At 69.8% G+C, this 22,215-nt stretch carries 19 protein-coding genes and 1 pseudogene; 4 read left to right on the forward strand and 16 right to left on the reverse strand.

Annotated elements, in window-relative coordinates; all coding sequences use genetic code 11:
- Positions 1 to 3: 3 nt before the first annotated feature.
- The 5 genes from ACH49X_RS23380 to ACH49X_RS23400 form a co-directional block, all read right to left on the reverse strand.
- Positions 4 to 936, reverse strand: coding sequence for a TAXI family TRAP transporter solute-binding subunit (locus ACH49X_RS23380; RefSeq protein ID WP_195080418.1), 933 nt, complete (start codon positions 934 to 936; stop codon positions 4 to 6).
- Complete coding sequence (locus ACH49X_RS23385; protein WP_357207643.1) at positions 936 to 2,357, reverse strand: HAMP domain-containing sensor histidine kinase; 1,422 nt, start codon at positions 2,355 to 2,357, stop codon at positions 936 to 938. Before ACH49X_RS23385 ends, ACH49X_RS23380 begins: the two co-directional genes overlap by 1 nt.
- Before the next feature lie 28 nt (positions 2,358 to 2,385).
- Positions 2,386 to 3,045, reverse strand: coding sequence for a response regulator transcription factor (locus ACH49X_RS23390; RefSeq protein ID WP_357207645.1), 660 nt, complete (start codon positions 3,043 to 3,045; stop codon positions 2,386 to 2,388).
- A gap of 46 nt (positions 3,046 to 3,091) precedes the next feature.
- Positions 3,092 to 4,486, reverse strand: coding sequence for an MFS transporter (locus ACH49X_RS23395; RefSeq protein ID WP_357207648.1), 1,395 nt, complete (start codon positions 4,484 to 4,486; stop codon positions 3,092 to 3,094).
- A gap of 168 nt (positions 4,487 to 4,654) precedes the next feature.
- The gene (locus ACH49X_RS23400) at positions 4,655 to 5,488 is read right to left on the reverse strand and encodes an LLM class F420-dependent oxidoreductase (RefSeq protein WP_195080414.1); all 834 of its coding nucleotides are present in this window, start codon (positions 5,486 to 5,488) and stop codon (positions 4,655 to 4,657) included.
- Positions 5,489 to 5,651: 163 nt separating this feature from the next.
- On the opposite strand from ACH49X_RS23400, the pseudogene ACH49X_RS23405 reads away from it, so the two are divergent.
- Positions 5,652 to 6,083 (forward strand): annotated as a pseudogene (locus tag ACH49X_RS23405) (Hsp20/alpha crystallin family protein); the annotation flags it as partial.
- 134 nt (positions 6,084 to 6,217) lie between these two features.
- Here the strand turns inward: ACH49X_RS23405 and truA are convergent.
- From truA to ACH49X_RS23450, 9 genes are all read right to left on the reverse strand, one after another.
- Positions 6,218 to 7,060 (reverse strand): tRNA pseudouridine(38-40) synthase TruA, encoded by an 843-nt coding sequence (gene truA / locus ACH49X_RS23410; protein ID WP_195080627.1) that lies wholly within the window; start codon positions 7,058 to 7,060, stop codon positions 6,218 to 6,220.
- 139 nt (positions 7,061 to 7,199) lie between these two features.
- The gene (gene rplQ / locus ACH49X_RS23415) at positions 7,200 to 7,718 is read right to left on the reverse strand and encodes a 50S ribosomal protein L17 (RefSeq protein WP_195080413.1); all 519 of its coding nucleotides are present in this window, start codon (positions 7,716 to 7,718) and stop codon (positions 7,200 to 7,202) included.
- A gap of 52 nt (positions 7,719 to 7,770) precedes the next feature.
- Positions 7,771 to 8,829, reverse strand: coding sequence for a DNA-directed RNA polymerase subunit alpha (locus tag ACH49X_RS23420; protein ID WP_039796155.1), 1,059 nt, complete (start codon positions 8,827 to 8,829; stop codon positions 7,771 to 7,773).
- 141 nt (positions 8,830 to 8,970) lie between these two features.
- Positions 8,971 to 9,576, reverse strand: coding sequence for a 30S ribosomal protein S4 (gene rpsD, locus ACH49X_RS23425; RefSeq protein WP_067803832.1), 606 nt, complete (start codon positions 9,574 to 9,576; stop codon positions 8,971 to 8,973).
- Between the two features lie 20 nt (positions 9,577 to 9,596).
- Positions 9,597 to 10,010 (reverse strand): 30S ribosomal protein S11, encoded by a 414-nt coding sequence (rpsK, locus tag ACH49X_RS23430; protein ID WP_195080412.1) that lies wholly within the window; start codon positions 10,008 to 10,010, stop codon positions 9,597 to 9,599.
- A 9-nt stretch (positions 10,011 to 10,019) separates the two neighbouring features.
- A complete protein-coding gene (rpsM, locus tag ACH49X_RS23435) occupies positions 10,020 to 10,391 on the reverse strand; it encodes a 30S ribosomal protein S13 (RefSeq protein ID WP_039795645.1) in 372 nt (123 codons plus the stop codon).
- Positions 10,392 to 10,640: 249 nt separating this feature from the next.
- Entirely contained in the window at positions 10,641 to 10,754 is a 114-nt protein-coding gene (gene rpmJ, locus ACH49X_RS23440) for a 50S ribosomal protein L36 (protein WP_011207363.1), read from the reverse strand.
- A gap of 149 nt (positions 10,755 to 10,903) precedes the next feature.
- Complete coding sequence (gene infA / locus ACH49X_RS23445) at positions 10,904 to 11,125, reverse strand: translation initiation factor IF-1 (RefSeq protein ID WP_003418601.1); 222 nt, start codon at positions 11,123 to 11,125, stop codon at positions 10,904 to 10,906.
- A gap of 3,658 nt (positions 11,126 to 14,783) precedes the next feature.
- A complete protein-coding gene (locus ACH49X_RS23450; RefSeq protein WP_357207743.1) occupies positions 14,784 to 14,975 on the reverse strand; it encodes a hypothetical protein in 192 nt (63 codons plus the stop codon).
- A gap of 80 nt (positions 14,976 to 15,055) precedes the next feature.
- Here ACH49X_RS23450 and ACH49X_RS23455 point away from each other — a divergent pair, with 80 nt between their 5' ends.
- Positions 15,056 to 15,877, forward strand: a complete 822-nt coding sequence (locus ACH49X_RS23455) for a MinD/ParA family protein (protein ID WP_397070896.1) — start codon at positions 15,056 to 15,058, stop codon at positions 15,875 to 15,877.
- A gap of 49 nt (positions 15,878 to 15,926) precedes the next feature.
- Here the strand turns inward: ACH49X_RS23455 and ACH49X_RS23460 are convergent, their stop codons facing one another.
- Positions 15,927 to 16,238, reverse strand: a complete 312-nt coding sequence (locus ACH49X_RS23460; RefSeq protein ID WP_323124508.1) for a DUF4254 domain-containing protein — start codon at positions 16,236 to 16,238, stop codon at positions 15,927 to 15,929.
- A 358-nt stretch (positions 16,239 to 16,596) separates the two neighbouring features.
- On the opposite strand from ACH49X_RS23460, the gene ACH49X_RS23465 reads away from it, so the two are divergent.
- Positions 16,597 to 17,400, forward strand: a complete 804-nt coding sequence (locus tag ACH49X_RS23465; RefSeq protein ID WP_195080410.1) for a GntR family transcriptional regulator — start codon at positions 16,597 to 16,599, stop codon at positions 17,398 to 17,400.
- Between the two features lie 3 nt (positions 17,401 to 17,403).
- The gene (locus ACH49X_RS23470) at positions 17,404 to 18,009 is read left to right on the forward strand and encodes a GNAT family N-acetyltransferase (RefSeq protein WP_195080409.1); all 606 of its coding nucleotides are present in this window, start codon (positions 17,404 to 17,406) and stop codon (positions 18,007 to 18,009) included.
- Between the two features lie 125 nt (positions 18,010 to 18,134).
- Here the strand turns inward: ACH49X_RS23470 and eccCa are convergent, their stop codons facing one another.
- The gene (eccCa, locus tag ACH49X_RS23475; RefSeq protein WP_357207651.1) at positions 18,135 to 22,214 is read right to left on the reverse strand and encodes a type VII secretion protein EccCa; all 4,080 of its coding nucleotides are present in this window, start codon (positions 22,212 to 22,214) and stop codon (positions 18,135 to 18,137) included.
- Position 22,215 lies beyond the last annotated feature (1 nt).

Raw genomic sequence — 22,215 nt, forward strand, 5'->3', positions numbered from 1 at the left:
CACCTATCCGTGCCAGCGGCGATAGACCGCGGCCGCGCCGGGATGCAGCGGAATCGGGCCGGTGCTGATCAGCGAACGGCCGTCGAGGAACTGGGTGCCCGCCGCCTCGGTGGGCACCAGCGCGTCGGCATGCCACACGAGTAGTTCCACGATGGCGGCGGCCACCTCCTCGGACATGCTGCCCGCGGCGAGCAGCAGGTTCGCCACCCCGATGGTGTGCACCGAGACCCCGCCCGGATAGGCGTCGGCGGGTATCGCGACCCGGTCGTACACCGGCCCGAAGCGCTCCCGCATCGGCGCGGCCAGTTCACCCATGTCCACCAGGCGCATCCGGCTCGGAATCGCGAGCCGCGCCGTCGGCACGCCGCCCGCCCACAACAGCGCATCCGCCTCGCCCGCGGTCAGGGCGGCCACCGCCTGCGCCAAGGGACGATGGGTGATCGTGACGTCGGCGCTCGGGTCGAGCCCCGCGACGCGCAGTATGCGCTCGCCGGTCAACGCCGCGCCCGATCCCTGCGCGCCCAGGCTCACCCGCGTTCCGCGCAGATCCGCGACCGAACCGATCGGACTGTCCGCGCGCACGACCAACTGCAGGTAGTTCTCGTACACCCGGCCCAGCGCGAACACCTCGCCCGCGCTGTCGCGCACCGAATCCGCGAGTGCCAGCGCGGCATCGACCGCGCCGCGCGCCAGCAACGCCAGGTTGTCCTGTGAACCCGAGGTGATCACCCGCTCGATCCGCACGTCCGCGGTATCGGCGGCGGCCAGGCCGAGCAGTCCCGCGAAGGCGTGATAGAAGCCGCCGACCTCGCCGGACGCCAGTCGCACGGTGGCGCCCCCGCCGCCCGGCCCACAACCCGCGATACCCGCCGCCACGGCCAAGGCTAGGAAACCGCGCCGGCCCATGCCGCGCCCGACGATCGGCTGCCTGCCCATCAGAGTGCCTCCGCCGCTGGCAGGCGCACCGAGACCGCCAGACCGTGCGGACGCACCGCCGCCACGGTGAGCGCGCCGCCGCGTGCCTGAGCCAACGCCGCGGCGATCGGCAAACCGAGCCCGGAGCCACCGGCCCGCGCAGCCGAACCCCGGAAGAAGCGGGTGGTCAGCTTGTCGAGTTCGGCGGTGGGAACACCGCTGCCGTCATCGCGGACGGCCACGGTGACCCAGCCCGGCTCGGTCGCGACGACCAGATCGACGTGCGCGCCCGCGCCCGCGTAGCGCGTCGCGTTGCTCAGCGGCACGTCCAGAATCTGCGCGAGCACCTCCGCCGGGACCGCGACCTCGGCGTGCCCGGCCACGGGCGCCATCCGCAATTGCTGTCCGGCCGCCTCGAACGCCGAGTACCAGGCGTCGAAACGGTCGGCGACCACCTGCGCGGCGTCGCACTGGTTGTCGTCCTCGGCGGTGCGGGCGACGTCGAAGGCCGCGGGCGTCTCGGCGACAGCCAGGCTGAGCAGTCCGTCGAGCAGCGCGGTGAGCCGCTCGACCTCGGCGCCCGCGCTGCGGAAGGTCTCCGCCGCGCCGGCCGGGATCGCGGATTCCAGGGAATCGAGGCGGATGGTCAGAGCGGCCAGCGGATTGCGCATCGCGTGCGCGGTGTCGGCGACCAGCTGACGTTGCGCGTCCGCCGAATCGGCCACGGCCAGCGCCATGGCGTCGAAGGACTCCGCCAGCGCCCGCATCTCCGGCGGTCCGCCGTAGCGGCCCGCGATCGACACCGGCGCGACGGTGTCGGCGCGCGGCTTGGGCAACGTCGCGGTCAACTCGGCCACACCGTGCGACAGCGCCGCGAGCGGCCGCAGCACCCAGCGGCCGATCGTCACGGCGAGCAGCACGAACACTGCCATCGCGACCGCGCCGCCGAGCACGATCACCAGCCAGGCCCGCCCGATGTCAGCGCGGGCGCGGGCCGTCGACGCCTCGATCACCACGGCTCCGTTCACCTGCACTCCGGTGCCGACCGGCCGCGCCACCAGCATGGTCGGCGCGCCCCACGGCGTCAGCTTGTCCACCGCGTGCGGACGCTGGTTGCGGCGCGCGGCCGCCACCGCCGCCTCGATGGCGGGATGATCGACGTCCGCGCCCGCGTTCACCGCCGTCGCGCCCTTGGCGTCGACCACGAGCACGTTCTCCCCGTACAGCTCGTGATAGCGCTGCACCTCGTCGGCCAGCGCGCGGTAGTCCCCCGCGGTGACCGCGTCGTCGGCGAGGGTGGCGAAACGATCGGCGTCCCCGGAGCGCGCGAGCACCAACTGCTGGGTGCGGCTGGTGGCGACGGTCAGCGACAGCGGCACCGCGAACCCCAGCACCGCGATGGCCGCGAACAGCGTCAGCGCGACCAGCAAGCGACGCCGCACGACGCACCTCCGGCCCGCCGGGCCGCGCTCATTGCCCCCACCGGTACCCGTACCCGCGGATGGTGGTGATCAGGCCGGGCCTGCCGAGCTTCGCCCGCAAGCCGGTCATGTGCACGTCCAGCGAACGCGAGACCGCGACGAAGGCGTCACCCCAGATGCGATCCATCAACTGCTGACGGCTCACCGCGGCCCCCGGCCGTTCCACCAGCGCCTCGACCAGTTCGAATTCCTTCTGCGTCAGCGACACCGGCTCGCCTGCCACCTCCACCACGCGCGCGCCGAGATCGACCCGCACGTCACCGGTGACGACCACCGATCGCTCCGGCCGCGCCGCCGCGGCCGCGCGCCTGGTGACCGTCTCCAACCGCGCGACGAGTTCCGCGATGCGCGGTGGCTTCACCAGATAGTCGTCGGCGCCGCCGCGCAGACCGCGCACGATCGAGCGTTCGTCGCTGCGCGCGGTCAGGATCAGCACCGGAACCGAACTCACCTCGCGCAGCCTGCGCAGCACCTGCAGACCGTCGCCGTCGGGCAGTCCGAGGTCGAGGATCACCGCGTCGTAGTCGCGATGCGCGATCAGCAGATCCGCGCCGCGGCACTTGCGTTCGGCGCGGTAACCGCGGGCGTTGAGCGCCTCGACCAGCGCGTCTCCCACGCCGTCGTCGTCCTCGACCACCGCAAGCCGCACGCGCCGATCCTCCCACAGTGGGCGGACCGGCGCGTGTGCCGGTCGGTCAGTCACGCACGGTGACCATCGGCCGTCCCGGCTCGGCCGCGGCGCCGGGCCCGGTGTCGGCGCTCGCGGTGGGCTCGGCCGCGTCGATCGCCGACGAGGCCGAGGTCTCCCGCATGAAGTAGTAGGTGATCAGCGAGACCGCGATGCAGCCCGCGACGTACCAGAAGTACAGCGACTCGTGGCCGCCCTTCTTCAGCGCCAGCGCGATCGTCTCGGCGGTGCCGCCGAAGATGGCGACGGTCAGCGCATAGGGCAGCCCCACGCCGAGCGCGCGGATTCGCGTCGGGAACAGCTCTGCCTTCACGATCGCGTTGATCGAGGTGTATCCGGTGATGATCACCAGCGCCGCCATCATCAGGCCCCACGCGGCGACCGGATCGGTGGTGTGCGCGAGCACCGTCATGATCGGCACGGTCAGCAAGGTGCCTGCCACGCCGAAGAAGATCAGCAGCTTGCGCCGGCCCACCCGGTCCGACAGCGCGCCCGCCAGCGGTTGCAGCACCACGAAGACCAACAGCGCGATGAAGTTGATCCACGCCACGGTCGACTTGGAGATGCCGGAGGTGTTGATCATGAACTTCTGCATGTAGGTCGTGTAGGTGTAGAACGCGACCGTTCCGCCCAGCGTCAAGCCGACGACCAGCAGGCATTCGCGCGGGTACTGCAACAGGATGCGCAACGAGCCACGCGATCGGGCCGCGGCGGTGGGCGCGCCCTTCGCCGCTTGCTGCCCGGATTCGGCGCGGAACTGCTCGGACTCGTCCATGCCGCGCCGCAACCACATCACGATCAGGGCGCCCGCCGCGCCGATCACGAACGGAATCCGCCAGCCCCAGGCGTTCATCTGGTCGGCGTCGAGGAACTGTTGCAGCACGATCTGCACCCCGAGCGCGACGAGCTGGCCGGCCACCAGCGTCACGTATTGGAAGCTCGAGTAGAACCCGCGCCTGCCCGCCGAGGCCACCTCGGACAGATACGTCGCACTGGTGGCGTACTCACCGCCCACCGACAGACCTTGCAGCAGCCGGGCCACCAGCAGCAGGGCGGGCGCGGCCAGGCCGATGGTCTGATAGCCCGGCGTCGCCGCGATCATCAGCGATCCGGCCGCCATCACCGTCACCGACAAGGTCAGCGCCGAGCGCCTGCCGAACCGGTCGGCGTAGCGGCCCAGCGCCCAGCCGCCGATCGGGCGCATCAGGAAGCCGACCGCGAACACGGCGGCGGTGGACAAAAGCTGCGCGGTGGGATCGTCCTTGGGGAAGAACGTCTTGGCGAAGTACACGCTGAACGCGGCGTAGACGTACCAGTCGTACCACTCGACGAGGTTGCCGATGGATCCGCGCAGCACGTTCGCGACCACCCGGCGCTCGCCGACGGGCTGTGTCGTAGTCACAACATCTCCTTCTCCGACGCCTCATCACGTCGTCGCAGATCAGTGTGTCGGCAGTCACACGAGCGCGGAATGGCTCTCGCGGCTTCCTAACAGTCCCTTAGGACGATCACCCGGAAACGCGAACCGGCCCCCGACGCTGCGCCGGGGGCCGGAGAAGAACATGGGTGGTCAGGATCGCGCCGTCAGCAGCGGGGCCAGGGTGCGCAACGCGGGCAGGTAGTTGTCGCCGAGGATCTGCACCGCGACGTGGTCGGCGCCCGCGTCGGCGTGCGCGGACAGCTGCGCGGCGATCCGCTCCGGCGTGCCGTGCGCGATGACGGCATCGAACAGCGCCTCGCTCGGCGGCACGGTGAGGTCGGCGTCGGTGAAACCGAATCGGCGCAGGTTCGACGCGTAGTTGGTGAGGCCGACGTAGAACGCGACCGTCTGATCCGCGACGGCGTGCGCGGTGCGGGTGTCGTCGGTCAGCACCACCTTGTGCTCGGTCGCCAGCAGAGCGTCCGGGCCGACGATCTCGCGCGCCTTCCCGGTATGCGCAGCGGGCACGAAGTAGGGCAACGCGCCCAGCGACCGCTCGGCGGCCAGCTTCAGCACGCGCGGCCCGAGCGCGGCCACCGCGCGCCGTTCTACGGGCACTCCCGCGGCGTCGAGCTCGTCGAGATACTCCACCAGCGCGTCGTACGGCTTGCGGTATTCACCGGTGTGCTCCGGGTGTCCGGCGCCGATGCCGAGCAGGAAGCGGCCGGGGAAGCGGGCCTCGATTCGATGGAACGAGTCGGCGGCTTCCTTCGCCGGCGACGCCCAGATGTTCACGATGCTGGTGGCTACGGTGATGGTCTCGGTCGCATCGAGCAGCGGTTCGACCGTCGCCAGATCCGCGGGAGGCGAGGCCCCCAACCAGAGCGCGCCGTACCCCAGCTGCTCCAATTCCCGTGCGTCTTGCGGGCTGAACCCGTTGTACGCCCGCCACACTCCGAACCGTCCGAGACTGTCGAATGCCATGTCCCGACCCAACACACGCCCGGAGACGGCTATTCCGGCTCCGCGCGCCCGGTCGGTCGAGTCGATGCCCTGCTGATTACCGAGGGCTACTGTGGCTATTGCACAGCTATCGGCGCCCGCCGCCTGGCCCGCGCCACCACTAGGGGAAATGGAGGTGATTGCTGTGCTTCGATTCGATCCATTCCATGACATCGACACCGTCGCCCGTCAATTGCTCGGGGAGAGAGCCGGAACCGGTCGCGCACCGCGATTCATGCCGATGGATCTGTTCAAAGCGGGAGATCACTACGTCCTGAACGCGGACCTGCCCGGCGTCGATCCCGGCTCGATCGACGTCAGCGTCGACAACGGCACGCTCACCCTGCGGGCGCAGCGCACCGTGCCTAGCGAAGAAGGCGTGCAGTGGATCGCCTCGGAACGCTTCGCGGGCACCTTCATGCGCCAGATGTCCCTCGGCGAGAACGTCGACGTGGAGAACATCAGCGCGACCTACAACAACGGCGTGCTGTCGGTGACGATCCCGATCGCCGAGCGCGCGAAGCCGCGCCGCATCCAGATCACCGGGGCGTCGCAGGAACCGAGGACCATCGAGGCGCAAACGAACCGGTCCGAGACGATGTCGCCGACGCAACAGGAGCAGAGTCAGCAGTCGCAGCAGCAGTACCCGCGGCAATCGAAGTGACCGCGCACGCTACCCGCACCCGCGCAGGGTGCGGGTAGTCCGTACCCTCAGTCGCCGCAGCAACCTCCGCCAGGGACCGGAACCGTCCGCGTCTCCCGCGTCTGCGCGTTGCGGGCGGCGAGATCCTCATCCGCCGGATAGTCGACGCCGATCAGACTCAAACCATGTGCGGGAGCGACGGTGACCGAACTGGAGCGCTCGGTCTCCCGCAACAGGTCGGCGACCCATTCCGTCGTCCGCCGCCCTTCGCCGACGGCGAGGACCGCGCCGACCAGGCTGCGGACCATCGACCAGCAGAACGCATCGGCGCTTACGTAGGCGATCAGCAGGTCGCCCTCGCGCTCCCAGTCGAAACGCTGCAACTCCCGCACCGTCGTCGCGCCCTCTCTGCGGCGGCAGAACGCGGCGAAGTTGTGCAGACCCAGCAGCTTTCGCGACGCCGCACGCATGGCGTCGACGTCGACGCCGGACCGGCAGGCGACCACGCTGCGGGCCAGTAGCGGCTCCGCCCCGTACGGCGCGGTGGTCAACCTATAGGCGTAATGACGGCGGATGGCGGAGAACCGGGCGTCGAACTCGGGCGCGGCCGGGCGCGCCCGCTTGATTCGCACGTCCTTCGGAAGGAATCGCGCCATCCGGTGCACGAGTTTTCCGCCGTCCAGTTCGCCGGAGGTGTCGAAATGCGCGACCTGCCCCTCGGCGTGCACGCCCGCGTCCGTACGACCGGCCACGGTCAGCTGGATCGGCTCGCGGAACACCTTGCTCAGCGCGTCCTCCAGCACCCCCTGCACGGTGCGCAGGCCGGGTTGACGCGCCCAGCCGATGAAATCCGTGCCGTCGTAGGCGATGTCCAACCGGACCCGGGTGCGTGGCGGTTCGGCCGCTGCCACGGCCGGCGCGTCCGCGTGCGGCCGGTCCGACGACGATCCCACCGATTCCTCCACGGTCACATGATCCTCCGGTAGAAACGAACGAGCCCGCCGACCCAGTGCGGGTGGCGGGCTCGTCCGCGAAGTCCGACGCTCAGCCTCAGGCGTCCTTCTTGTCCTCGGCGGCCTCGTCGGCGACCGGAGCCTCGGCCTCGGCGGTCTCGGCGGTGGCCTCCTCCTCGACGACCTCGGCGGCCGGGGCCTCCTCCGCCTTCTTCGACGCGGCCACCCGGCGAGCGCGATCGGCCTCGTTGGTCACGGTCTTCTCCCGGACCAGCTCGATGATCGCCATCGGCGCGTTGTCACCCTTACGCGGCAGCGTCTTGGTGATGCGGGTGTAGCCACCCTCGCGCCCCTCGAAGGACGGGCCGATCTGAGCGAAGAGCTCGTGCACGACGTCCTTGTTGCGGATCACCTTCAGCACCTCGCGGCGGTCGGCAAGGGTGCCTGCCTTCGCCTTGGTGATCAGCTTCTCCGCGTAGGGACGCACGGCCTTGGCCTTGGCCTCGGTGGTGGTGATCCGGCCGTGCTCGAAGAGCGCCGTGGCCAGATTGGCGAAGATCGCCTTCTGGTGCGACGCCGACCCGCCGAAGCGGGCACCCTTCTTGGGCTTGGGCATTGTGGTGTTCTCCTGTGTCTTCGGGCCGGGCCGGGGCGCCTACCCCGGCGGCCTAGAGCTGTTCGGTCTCGGCGTAGTCCTGCTCGCCGCCGTCGGTGTCGCTGAACGTGCCGCTGTCGCTCCACGTGCCGGTGCTCGCGTCGTAGCCGACCACGCTGGACGGGTCGAACGACGCGGGGCTGTCCTTGAGCGAGAGGCCGAGAGCGTGCAGCTTGACCTTGACCTCGTCGATGGACTTCTGGCCGAAGTTGCGAATGTCCAGCAGATCCGACTCGGTGCGGGCGACCAGCTCGCCCACGGTGTGCACACCCTCGCGCTTGAGGCAGTTGTAGGACCGGACGGTGAGGTCCAGGTCCTCGATCGGCAGACCGAACGAGGCGATGTGGTCCGCCTCGGCCGGCGAGGGGCCGATCTCGATGCCTTCCGCTTCGACGTTCAGCTCGCGGGCCAGGCCGAAGAGCTCGACCAGGGTCTTGCCCGCCGAGGCGAGCGCGTCCCGCGCGCTGATGGAGTTCTTGGTCTCCACGTCCAGGATGAGCCGGTCGAAGTCGGTGCGCTGCTCGACGCGAGTCGCCTCGACCTTGTAGGTCACCTTCAGCACCGGCGAGTAGATCGAATCCACCGGGATCCGGCCGATTTCCGCGCCGGACGCCTTGTTCTGCACGGCGGGGACGTAGCCGCGACCGCGCTCGACGACGAGCTCGATCTCCAGCTTGCCCTTGTCGTTCAGGGTCGCGATGTGCATGTCCGGGTTGTGCACCACCACGCCGCTGGGCGGCACGATGTCACCGGCGGTGACGGTGCCGGGGCCCTGCTTGCGCACGTACATCGTGACCGGCTCGTCCTCCTCGGACGAGACGACCAGGCCCTTGAGGTTCAGGATGATGTCGGTGACATCCTCCTTCACGCCGGGAACGGTGGTGAACTCGTGCAGGACGCCGTCGATGCGGATGCTCGTGACCGCCGCCCCCGGAATCGAGGACAGCAGGGTACGCCGCAGCGAGTTGCCGAGGGTGTAACCGAAGCCAGGCTCGAGCGGTTCGATGGTGAACTTCGAGCGATTCTCGGCGACGACCTCTTCGGTCAGCGTCGGACGCTGTGAAATCAGCATTAGGATCATCCTCCTTTTTGGGCGCCCGCTATTTGACGCCTCGTCTCAGGGGTTGCGCGTGGCCGCCCATGGGGAGCGGCCACGCACCAGCGGCACATGCGCGCTTGCCGTCCGAGGTAGCCAAGGACGGCTCGTCGAGTGTTACTTCGAGTAGTACTCGACGATCAGCTGTTCCTGCAGCGGCACATCGATCTGGGCGCGCTCGGGCAACTGGTGGACCAGGATCCGCAGCCGGCCGGGGAGCACCTGCAACCAGCCCGGAACCGGACGGTCGCCGATGGTCTCGCGCGCCACCTGGAACGGCAGGGTGCCCAGCGACTTCTCCTTGACATCGATGATGTCGTACTGGGTGACCTGGAAGCTGGGAACGTCCACCTTCTTGTTGTTCACCAGGAAGTGGCCGTGGCTGACCAGCTGGCGAGCCTGCCGGCGGGTGCGGGCCAGACCGGCGCGGTACACCACGTTGTCCAGGCGGGTCTCGAGCAGACGCAGCAGGTTGTCACCGGTCTTGCCCTTGAGGCGGTTGGCCTCCTTGTAGTACCGGCTGAACTGCTTCTCCATGATGCCGTAGGTGAAGCGGGCCTTCTGCTTCTCCTGCAGCTGGAGCAGGTACTCGCTCTCCTTGATCCGCGCGCGGCCGTGCTGGCCGGGCGGGTAGGGGCGACGCTCGAACGCCTGGTCGCCGCCGACCAGGTCGACGCGCAGACGACGCGACTTGCGGGTGATAGGGCCTGTGTAACGAGCCATTGTTCGTTATTCCTTTCCCGCTAGACGCGACGCCGCTTGGGCGGACGGCAGCCGTTGTGCGGCTGCGGGGTGACATCGGAGATCGTGCCCACCTCGAGGCCTGCGGCCTGCAGCGAGCGGATCGCGGTCTCGCGGCCCGAACCAGGGCCCTTCACGAACACGTCGACCTTCTTGACGCCGTGCTCCTGCGCCTTGCGGGCGGCGTTCTCGGCGGCGAGCTGCGCGGCGAACGGGGTCGACTTGCGCGAGCCCTTGAAGCCGACGTGACCCGACGACGCCCAGGAGATGACGTTGCCGTTCGGGTCGGTGATCGACACGATCGTGTTGTTGAACGTGCTCTTGATGTGCGCGTTGCCGTGCGGGACGTTCTTCTTGTCCCTGCGACGCGACTTCTGGCTCTTCTTCGGGCCCGCGGCCCGACTCTTCGGAGGCATCGGTTATCCCTACTTCTTCTTGCCGGCGACGGTGCGCTTCGGGCCCTTGCGGGTGCGCGCGTTGGTCTTGGTGCGCTGGCCACGCACGGGCAGGCCACGACGGTGGCGCAGGCCCTGGTAGCAGCCGATCTCGATCTTGCGGCGAATATCGGCCTGCACCTCGCGGCGCAGGTCACCCTCGACCTTGAACTCCGAAGCCTCGATGTAGTCACGCAGCTTCGTCAGATCATCGTCGCTGAGATCCTTCGAACGCAGGTCCGGGCTGACGCCGGTGGCCTCGAGGATCTCCTTGGAGCGGGTACGGCCAATGCCGAAAATGTAGGTCAGTGCGATCTCCATGCGCTTCTCGCGCGGGAGGTCGACGCCCATGAGACGTGCCATCTGGCAGCTTCCTTAATCGTTGCGGAGGTCTGCTCCCTGTCCGTCCCCTCGTCTTGGTGGGGCACCGGCCTCCGAACCGGTGGTAGGCGCGCACGCCCCAGGGCGAACCCTGGATTTCCGCAGCGTGCGGCTGGTGCTGGGAGTTCTTCTTGCCAATCCGAACTGCGGTTCGGTGCTTGGCTGGTGTCGCGTCGAGCGGCGCCGTCGGCAAGCCTCGGGCGGGTGGTGCGAGGTGGCCCTCGCCTCCGCTCAGCCCTGGCGCTGCTTGTGGCGCAGGTTGTCGCAGATCACCATGACCCGGCCGTGACGGCGGATCACCTTGCACTTCTCGCAGATCTTCTTGACGCTCGGCTGAACCTTCACGTCCGTCCAATCTGTTGTGGTTCACAGGGGTGTGAACACAGTTTTTCCCCAGTCGGCGACTGGGGAAGTTCTGGTGTGAGTCCTTCGACTCCGCCCCGGCTCACGCCGGGACCGCCGGTTCGCAACCGACTCCGATCGCGCGGGCGCGATCACTTGTAGCGGTAGACGATCCGGCCGCGCGACAGGTCGTAGGGCGAGAGCTCGACGACCACACGGTCCTCGGGGAGGATGCGAATGTAGTGCTGCCGCATCTTCCCGCTGATGTGCGCGAGAACCTTGTGCCCGTTCTCGAGCTCGATCCGGAACATCGCATTGGGCAGCGGTTCGACAACTCGACCCTCGACCTCGATGGCCCCGTCTTTCTTCGCCATGTCCTCCGCGATCCCGGTTACGCTCAACCTGGTTTGTTTGCCTGGTTCTGCTCGAATGGGACCGGGCCGCTGGAGCGGACCGCTCGCACACAAACAGGCGGCGCGTAGGTGCACCGCCGCTCCAGCTTACCGACCCGTTCCGGATCGAGCAAAAATGCCTCCCTGTATACCGGTGTCGCCTGGGGTTTCGCAGCCGCCTTCCCACTGGTGGCGGGCCTCGGACGCGGTGCCACGACGGCGCCGGGTTGTCGCGTAAACTGGCCGCTGTTCGGGTATTTGGGTCCAGCAGATCGAGGGAGACGCGTGAGCCGGCGCAGCGTGCGAGCCACCGGCGGAGGCGCTCTCGGTCGCGGCCGAAGCGAGCGGCAGGGAGGCGAGGCCGTGAGTAAGCGTAGCGAGCGAGTCACCGGCGGGGCGCCCCTGGCCGCGACCGAGCCGAGCGGCAGCGAGGCGAGTCGTGGCTGAGCGCGGCGAGCGGATCGGCGCGCCGAGTGGCGGCGAGGCGCAGTCGTGAGCCGTAGCAATGACGGCCTGCCGATGCTGCCGCCGTGGTTGTCGGAGAGCGATGTCAGCCAGAGCGGCTACGAAGCGCCGGTGCAGAACCTTCCGCACGACGACCTCATCGAAGAGACCCCCAGCCGCAGGCGCGGCCGTTTCAAGAACCGCGCGCCCGAGGCGGAGCGCCCGGAGGCCGCGCGGCCGGAGAAGCGCCGCAAGGGCTGGCGCCGCGACAAGCAGGAAGGCCCGGCGGAGGAGGACCAGCGGCACGTCGAGGCGGGCCGCGCGCCCGCACCGGTCCCGGACGAGCCCGCACCGGTCCGGCCGCCGCAGGAGTCCTGGCAGCAGCCGCAGGAATCCTGGCAGCAGCCCGGCCACGACCGCACCCCACCGGCCCAGGACAACTCGTGGCAAGCGCCGCCCGAGCGCGGCAACACTCCGCAGCACAGCCTGCCCACCCGCAACCCGTCGCGGCCGTCGCCCGGTTTCCAGCCGCTGGGCAGCAGGTCCGCGAACCCGCCCGTGCCGAACGACCAGCCGGCGGACAGGCCCGACCTCCCGCCACCGCCGCCCCGGCAATCGGCCGAGGAACGGCCCGCCGCGACGCGGAACGGCGAGCACGCCCGGCCGTCACACGGCCAGAGCGCACCCGGACAGGCCGGCGGCCGGCCTCCGCTCAGTCCGCAACTCGGCGGATGGCCGTCCACCGGCAACCCTCGGCTCGACGCCGCCCTCTCAGCCGTGGCGCCGAGCCTGTGGCCGAACGCGGCTCCGCCCGGCCAGGGAGCGGGCCGCGGACCGACTGGCAACGAGGCGGCTCAGCCGGGTGCCGGGTCGCCCAACCCCTGGACGACCACGACTCCGACCAGCGGCGACACCTCGGTGCAGTCACCCGACCCCGCCGTGCCCCCGTCTCCGACGGACCATGCGGCTTGGACAGGCGGGCACTCACCGACGCCGCCCGGCGAACTCCCATCACACGGTCCGCAGACGCGGCCGACCGGCGAACAGCCGTTAACTCCGACCGCCGCCGAAGTGTCCGCGCAGGCGCTCCACGGCGGATACCCTGCCGCGCCCACGTCTCCGACGGACCAGGCGGCATGGCAGAGCGGGCACTCGCCGACGCCGCCCGGCGGACTCCCGGCGCACGGTTCGCAACAGACGCGGCCGACCGGCGAACAGCCGGAAACTCCGACCGCCGCCGACATGTCCGCGCAGGCGCTCCACGGCGGATACCCCGCCGTGCCCCCGCCTCCGACGGACCATGCGGCACGGCAGAGCGGGCACTCACCGACGGCTCCCGGCGAACTCCCACCGCACGGTCCGCAGCAGCCGTGGCCGACCGGCGCGCGTCCGGAAGCCCCCACCGGCGATGCGCCGGTTCCGCCGACCGTCGGCGGGCACTCCGCAGCGCCTCCGTCCACCCAGGATCACGCGACGCGGCAGAGCGGGTACTCGCAGACGCCGAAGGCCACCCAACCCGCTCCCCCGTCCGAGCTCACCACCGGCGTGGCCGCTGCGCCGACCGGTACCGAGCAGCCGGGTTCGCACAGCGCACAGGCATCGGCACCGACCGGCACACCGCCCACCACGGGCACTGCCGGGCCGACCGGTAGCGCGACCACAGGTGGAGTACCGACCGGCCTGGACCACACGGCATGGCACAACGCACCCCTGCCGACGACAACCGGCACCCAACCCACAACAGGTGACGCCCCCACCACAAGCGAAGCACCGAGCGCCGCCAGCGGGGCGCCGACCGACCCGGACCACACGGCACGGCACAACGCACCCCTGCCGACGACAACCGGCACCCAACCCCCATCAAGCGAGGTCTCGACCGCGAGCGGGGCACCGGCCGGCGCGGATTCTTCGGCACGGGAGTCGGCCGCGCTGTCGAGCGGGGAACATTCCGGCGAGCCGCAGGGAGCGCAATCCGGGGTTGCAGCCGACAAGCAGACACGGCAGTACGGCGATGGGCTATCGGCGCCCGGGGGTGGGAGCGCGGCTTCTGCTGGACCGAACCCGGTCCGGGAGGCCGGGAGCCAGGGAGCGGAACCCGGCGCTGGAGTGCGATCAAGCGGTGCGAGTTCGGACGAACCGCACAGCGAGAACACCCCTGTCGGGGCGGGCGCGGCAGCGGTTCATGCACCAGCCACAACGGCAGGTACGGAGTTCGGGCAGGGCACCAGCTACCTCACGCCGTCAAGCGAGGCCGAACACACACCACCCACAGCGAAGCATCCGCTGCAAGCCCCGCAGACCGTCTCGGCTGTTCCCCCTGCGGTGACTCCTGACGGTCCGCCACCTTGGCTCGCCGCACCCCGGCCCGAGCAGACCGAGGCGTCCGCGACCGACGCGCCGCGCCGACTCCCACCGCTGCCCGACCCGCCGCACACCGGCGGATCCGGTTCATCCCCAGCCGCTCCGGACGAGCAGCGCCTGCCGCCGCGCGGCGCGGACGGCCCGCCGCCCTGGCTCGGTCACAGTGCGCCGGAGCAACGCCGGCCGGACCGTCCGGGACTCCCGCCCACCTCTCAGGAGACCGCCGCACCGGCAGACCGGGCGCCGGAAACTCATACGCCCGCCGATCACCAACCGCCCGCGGATTACGGCGTCACGGAACCGGCCCCCTCCGCCCCGCATGCCGGGCAAGGTGGGCTCGCCGCGCCGCCCGCTCCGCACAGCGCCGCCGCGACCGGCGCTCCACCGGCTTCCGCTCGCACGCCGGAGACCCCCGTGCGGCCGAACGCCGCCCGTTCGGTCGATGTCGCTCGCGCGCAAGGTGATTCCAGCGCACACGCACCGAACTGGACCAGCGCGACCGAGATAGGCCCGGCGGCGGGACTCGGCGCAGGTGGCGGACGACACCGGCTGTCCGCGGAACCGAACGAACCGTCGGCTTCGCAGGCGCCGGTCGGACAAGCGCCCGGCTTCGACCAGCAGCCCGTCCCCCCGCCACGACCCGAAACGCCCTACGTCGCGGAGGGCACCCAGCAGCTTCCCCATGACGCAAGCGACGTAACCGCAGTCTCGCCAATGCAATTCGCGGGTGCGCAGGCGCCGGGCACCCCGCCACAGGCCCCCGCCGACCAGTGGCGCAATACCTCCGCCCCGGAATCCGCGTCGGCAGCACCGCATTCCGTGCCACCGCACCAGATCACCGGGCAAACAGCCCCCCAGTGGGGCACGCCGCCGGGTTATGCACAGCCGCCCGCCCAGCAGCAAGGCGCCCCGCTCCAACAGCAAGGCGCCCCGCTCCAACAGCAAGGCGCCCCGCTCCAACAGCAAGGCGCCCCACTCCAGCAGCAAGGCGCACCCTTCCAGCAGCCTTCGCTGGACAACGTGCCACTGCGCCGGGCCAAGAAGGCGCCGGGTACCGGATGGCGCAAGGCGGTGCACCACGTGTCCGGCGGCGCGATCAACCCCGGTATGTCCGCGGAGGAACGCAGGCTGCAGGAGCTGGTCGCGCGGATCAGGCAGCCCGTCCGCGGCGACTACCGGATCGCGGTGCTGTCGCTCAAGGGCGGCGTCGGGAAGACCACCACCACCATGGGTCTCGGCTCCACCTTCGCCTCCATCCGCGGCGATCGGGTGATCGCGGTGGACGCCAATCCCGACTTCGGCACGCTGTCGCAGCGGGTGCCGCTGCAGACCAGGTCCACCGTGCGCGACCTGCTCCTCGATTCGACCATCCAGCGCTATTCCGATGTGCGCAGGCACACCTCGCAGGCGACCAGCCGTCTGGAAGTGCTGGCCAGCGAACGCGATCCGGCCGCGTCGGAGGCGTTCAGCGAAGATGAGTACCGCGCGGTCGCCCGGATCCTGCAGCGGTTCTACAACATCATCCTCACCGACTGCGGCACCGGACTCATGCATTCGGCCATGTCCGGTGTGCTCGACCTGGCGCACTCGCTGGTACTGATCTCCTCCCCCGCGATCGACGGAGCCCGCAGTGCCGCAGCGACATTGGACTGGCTGTCCCTGCACGGCCACGACCATTTGGTGCGCAACGCTGTGGTGGTGATCAACTCCCCGCGGGCCGGATCGCCGAATGTCGGTATCCAGCAGCTACGGGAGTACTTCCTGTCCCGGTGCCGCGCCGTGCACATCATCCCGTTCGACGCGCACATGTCCGAGGGCGCCGAAATCGATTTGCACCGGCTGCACAAGCAGACCAAGCGGGCCTACGTCGAACTGGCCGCGACCGTCGCCGACGATTTCGCCACCGATCACCGTCGCTATCGCCCGTGACACCCGCCGGGCCGTGGCCCGGCGGGCAAAGGGCGAACGGATCAGCCGCTCACCACTCGGGCAGACGCCGTCTGCCCGCCATGACATCGCGCACCAGATCGTCGTAGGCGTCCGCGAGTTCGGCGAGATGATGCCACGCGTTGTGCAGCAACTCGTCGTGCGCGTTGAGAGTCATCAACGCGTGGTGTGCGCGCACCGACGACTCGGCGAGGCGATCGATCACCGCGCCCACCGTTTCGGTGTGCAAGGTGGCGCCGAGCCGATGCTGCGGCACGTTCCGCATCACCCAGTCGTCGATGGCCATCACCAATTCGATTCTGCGACGCTCGATTTCGCGGACCACCGCCACAGAGGTGTCCACCGAACCACCGCGGCCGACCAAGCGGCGCTCATGTAGCACTGCCAGATCACGAGCGAACCACAAGAGCGGACCACCGACCACGCGGTGTCCGCGACACGCCCGGACCAATAGGTCGGACGTGGGAAGCAATCCCGGTGCCGAAGAGCGCACCGAAGGATCGGCACACCTCGATGTGCCGGGGAGGGTCATTACGACCGTTGAATCCGAACCTGCCACGTTGCCTCGCCGTCATCGCCGCACAACACCGGATCAGGACTTCATTACAATAAACCTCTGAAGGCACCTGTCAAGCGTTACCGGGCCGTAGGGAGTCACGAAGAGTACACTTCGTTACCTGCATGACCAACCGAGGAGCAAGATGGCGGACGGTCCGACGTATCACCGGATCGCAGACCTCCTCCGCGAGGAGATCCGCGCAGCCAAGTGGAAACCGGGCGATCGATTGCCCAGTCACTCGGAACTTGCCGATCAAATGCAGGTCTCGATAACCACGGCCCGCAACGCGATCCAGGTGCTGGTGGCCGAAAATCTCGTCTATACAGCTACTTCCCGCGGGACGATCGTTCGAAACCAAGAGATTCTGGAATCGGTGGTCACCGATTCCATCCGCCCCGACCGGCCGCAGACCCCGCACGACATCTTCGAGGAGATCGCGCGGGCCGCGCACCGGGAGCCGTCGAAGGAGTTCAGCGCGAAGATGGAGCCCGCCAGCCCCGAGGTCGCGTCTTGGCTGGGTGTACCGCCGGATTCGTGGGTGCTGGCCAGGACGGTGGTCCAGTATCTCGACCACGAGCCGTGGTCGTGGGAGGTCAGTTTCTATCCCCGTGACCTGGCCGAGGCGACGGGAATCGACTCGCCGCACGACATTCCGGAGGGCACCACCCGCCGTCTCGCCGACCGGGGCCATGCCGAGACCGCGCACCGCGACACGCTCGTCGCGCGGCCGGCCAATGCGGAGGAAGCCTTGGTGCTCGGCGTCGCCACCGGCACCATCCTGCTCGACCACCTGCGGATCGGCGCCACCCACGAGCGCGTCACCCGTGCCACGCGGCAACGTTCGCTCGCCACCGGCAATCGGCTCGCCTACGAACTCGGCGACGCCGAAGGCACCGCGGTCATCCGGAACACGCTTGCCGATTCGCACGGGTCCGGCCGGGCGTAATCCATGACGATCGCGCTGCGCCAGGCGACATGGGGCGATCTGGGCATGATCTGCCGCCTGCGCGTGCAGCGCACGGCGTGGCTCACCGCGCGCGGCTCCGACCAGTGGACGGTCGCGGGACGCGGCCTGCCCATCGAGATCTTCGCCCGCGCCGTCGGACGCGCGCTGGACGCGGGCGAGACCTGGATCGCCGAGGTCGCGGGGGAACCGGCGGGGACCATCACGGTCAACGACCGCGCCGACGACGGTCTGTGGTCGCGATGGGAACTCGACGACGCGGTGATCGTCCATTACATGATCGTGGACCTGCGATTCGCGGGCCAGCGCGTCGGCCATTACATGCTCGCGCACGCGGGAACGCTCGCCCGCTCGCAGGGCCGCGCCTGGGTCCGGCTCGACGCGTGGACCACCAATACCGACCTGCACGCCTATTACCGTTCGGCGGGATTCCGTTTGGTGCGTGTCGCGGGGGGACCACTCGCGCTCGGACCTTCGCGTGCGCTGTTCGAGCGGAGAGCCGACACCTGGGATCCCGCCCTTCCCGTCCGGGTGACCGCAGCCGGGCGGGTGAGCACGTCGGCGCTCTTGCGCCCGCCGCCGAACAACTGAGCGCCGGTACTCGGGCGCTCGCGATGGCGGTGGCACGTCCCGATGCGCGGCGCCCCCGCACACCACCGGCGACCTCCCGCGCACGCACGCACGACGGAGGCGTCCACCGCGCGACGGCGCGCCGCTCAGATCGGCGGCAGATGCGCGATGTGCACCATCTCGATTCCCCTGCTGCGCGAGACCAGCGTTCCGCGTCCTGGCGGCAGCTTGCTCGGCCGCACGTCACCGATCAGTTTGCCCTCGTCCCGCGACCCGCTCATGATCAACGTCTCCACCGAGAGGTTCTTCATGGTGCCCAGAATCGGGTCGTACAGCGCGCGGGACACACCGCCGCTGCGGCGGGTGACCACGAAATGCATGCCGATGTCGCGCGCCTGCGGCAGGAATTCCAGCAGCGGCGCGAACGGGTTCATGCCGGTGCCCGCGGCGACCATGTCGTAGTCGTCGACCACGATGTAGATCTCCGGACCGCTCCACCAGCTGCGTTCGCGCAGTTGCTGCGGCGTGATGTCCGAGCCGGGAATCCGTTTGGCCAGATACCCGGCCACCTCCTGGATCATCGGGCCGCAGGTCTGCGACGACGTGGAATACCCGGCCAGGTGGTCGCCCTCCACCACGCCCAGCATGGTCCGGCGGTAATCCACCATGATGATCCGGGCCTGCTCGGTGGTCGACTGCTCCACCACGCCCATCACGATGTTGCGCAACAGGGTGGTCTTGCCGCATTCCACGTCCGCGAATGCCATGAAGTGCGGTTCGACGCCGAAGTCCAGCACCAGCGGCTGCAATTCGGACTCGCCGAGCCCGACGACGACCCTGGTGGGGCCGAGCTCGACGCCTTCCGCCTTCGCCGAGGCCAGCAACTCGTCCCTGGAGAACCGCAGCGGCAGCATGCGCACTTCGGGCGCGCGGCGGTCCGGGTACTGCTGTTCGAGTCCGGCCCGCGCTTGCGCGACACCGTCGGCCAGGCTGCCCGGGTCGGAGTCGGAATCCAAGCGCGGCAGGGCGATCAGCATGTGCAACTGGTCGGCGGTCAGACCGCGGCCGGGACGTCCGACCGGGACCTGGTGGGCGGTGCGCCTGCCCATCTCCGAGTCGGACGGATCGCCGAGCCGCAGCTCGATGCGGGTGCCGATCTGGTCCTTGACCACCGGGCGGATCTCGGCCCAGCGCGCGGCGCCGATCATCAGGTGGATGCCGAACGACAGACCCTGGGCCGCGATGGCGTTGATCTGCGGCTCCAGCATGTCGAACTCCTCGCGGATCGCGGCCCAGCCGTCGATCACCAGGAACACGTCGCCGAACTTGTCGTCGGCCAGCGGATCGGCGGATCCGGCCGCGCCGTCCTGGACGCGGCGGCCGTCGCCGAACTTGCGCCGCCGGAATTCGGCCATCGACTCGATGCCGAGCGCGGCGAAGCGCTCCTCGCGCTGACGCATCAGCGTGGTGAGTTCGGCGACCGTGCGGCGCACCCGGTCGCCGTCGAGACGACCGGCCACCGAACCGACGTGCGGGACGCCGGACAACCCGGCCATGCTTCCGCCACCGAAGTCGAGGCAGTAGAACTGCGCCTGTTCGGGGGTGTGGGTGGCCGCGGTCGCCATGATGATGGTGCGCAGGGTCGTCGATTTGCCCGACTGCGGGCCGCCGACGACGGCGACATTGCCCTGGGCGCCGGCCAGATTGATGGTGAGCACATCGCGGCGCTGCTCGTAGGGCTTGTCGATGACGCCGATCGGCATCCACAGCTGGCCGTGCCGGTTGACCGGCGACCGCCAGTCGGGGTCCGGCAGCAGCATGTCCACCGTCGGGGATTCGTCCAGGGGCGGCAACCACACCTCGTGGGCCGGGCGGCCGTGCCCGGTGAGCCGCTTGACCACCACGTCGAGCAACGTGTCCGGGATGCCCTCGTCGGCGCCGGGCGCGGCCCCGACGGCCGACGGTGGCGGCGGCAGCTCCAGCAGCGGGTTCGACGGCGCGACCGGCTCCGCTTCGACGCCGGCTTCGATCGCCTCCGGCATCTCCACCGGAGCGGCGGTGAACAACGCGGGCCGCCGGCCCGCGACCGGGCTGCCGTCCTCGCCGGTCACCGTGCCCTGCGGCGCGACGTACGGACCGGACACGTAACTGGCGTTGAACCGCAACGGATCCGACGCGTCGCTCTTCAGGTATCCCGAGCCGGGCACGCTGGGCAGGTGGTAGGCGTCGGTGATGCCGAGCACCGCGCGTGACTCGTTCGCCGAGAACGTGCGCAGGCCGATCCGGTAGGACAGGTGCGATTCCAGGCCGCGCAGCTTGTTCTCCTCCAGGCGCTGCGAGGCCAGCAGCAGGTGCACGTGCAGCGACCGGCCGAGGCGGCCGATCATCACGAACAGCTCCGCGAAATCCGGCTTCTGCGACAGCAGTTCGGAGAACTCGTCGACCACGATGAACAGCGCGGGCAGCGGGTCGAGCGGCACGCCGGCGGCGCGCGCCTTCTCGTAGTCGGTGACGTTGGCGTAGTTGCCCGCCGAACGCAGCAATTCCTGGCGGCGGTTCATCTCGCCGGCGAGCGCGTCCTTCATGCGATCGACCAGCGACAGTTCCTCTTCCAGGTTGGTGATCACCGCGGCGACGTGCGGCAGCGAATCGAGGCCGAGGAAGGTCGCGCCGCCCTTGAAGTCGACGAGCACCAGGTTCAGCGCGTCCGGGGAATGCGTGGTGACCAGCGAGAGCACCAGCGTGCGAAGGAATTCGGATTTTCCGGAGCCGGTGGCGCCGATGCACAGGCCGTGCGGGCCCATGCCGTTCTCCGCCGACTCCTTGATGTCGATCTCCACCGGGGTGCCGTCGGGAGTGATGCCGATCGGCACCCGCAGCCGCTCGCGGCCGGTGCGCGGACGCCACACCCGCGCCGGATCGATCTGGGCCGCGTCCGGAATCTTCAGCAGCGCCATGAGTCCGGGATCGGCCGTGGTCCCCTCGCCGAGACTGACGATCTGGGCCGCGGTCGCCAGCCGGTATCTGGCCAGTGCGCGGGCGAAGGACTCGGACTCGGCCGTGCTCACCTCGTCGGCGGTGGCGAACTTCTCCACCCCGGCGGCGCTGCGCGCGGCCACCTCACCGTCGGCGACGACCAGTTGCAGTCCGCGCCGGGCCGCGAGCCCGCCCTCCGGCGCGGTGAGGTCGAGCACCGTCACCGAGTCCAGACCCGATTCGCTGACCAGCCGTTCGCTTCCGCTCACGTAGCCGTCGTCGATGACGACCACCAGGTGCAGTCGCCCCTGGGTCGGCTGTGGGTTGCGCATGAACCGGCCGCGCTCGAGCAGCTCGGCCGCCAGCGCCGTCTCCAGCTCACCGAGCGAGTGGTACATCATGCGCGCCGAACCCATGCCGTCGCGCTGGGTCGGATGTTGCAGCTGCGGCAGCCATTTCGCCCAGGACCAGGCCGGGCCGTCCGGGTCGGAGCAGACGATCGCGATGGCGAGGTGGTCGGGACCGTGGAACACCGCCAGCTCCATCAGCATCGCCCGCACCAGCATGCGCGCCTCATCGGCCGGACCGCCGATGTTGATCGCGGGGAACGCGCGCAACGACACGGCGGTCGGCAGGCGGTGCACCACCGAATGGGTCCGCACGAATCGGCGCAGTGCCACGGTGGACACCGGTTCCAGATCCTCCAGCGGCCCCGTCTCAGGGCGCGCCAACTTGGTGGCCAGCCGGTGGCTGCCGACCCCGACGCGCACGTGCCCGAAGTCGGGGTCGTTGGGCCTGCGCTCCCACATCCGCCTGGTCCCGATCAGGGACGGCAGGTCGGCGGGTTCGGGATGACTCCAGCGCAGCGTCTCCAGTTGCTTGCCGCCGGTGCGGCGCACTTCCTTGCGGACCTGGTCGAGATAGCGGAAGTAGTCCTTGCGTTCCTCGTTCAGTTCCACCGCGCGTTTGGGCCCGCCGCCCCGGAACCCGGCCATCATGCCGACCATCGACATGAGCATCATCATCGGGAACATCATCATGAACGGATTGGCCAGCAGGTTGCGGCCCATCATCGCCATCATGGCGATCATGCCGACCACCGCGACCACCATGACGATCGGCATCAGCTTCATCATCAGCGGCGCGGGCAGTGCGCGCGCGATCTCCGGCGGTGCGGTAAGCGCCACCTCGCCACCGGGTGCCCGGGGCGGTGCGATGCGGGGGCGGCGCACAAAGCCTTCGGTAGCCATG

Origin of the sequence: Nocardia sp. NPDC019323, from assembly GCF_044389845.1 — a bacterium.
GTDB classification, from domain to species: Bacteria; Actinomycetota; Actinomycetes; order Mycobacteriales; family Mycobacteriaceae; genus Nocardia; species Nocardia implantans.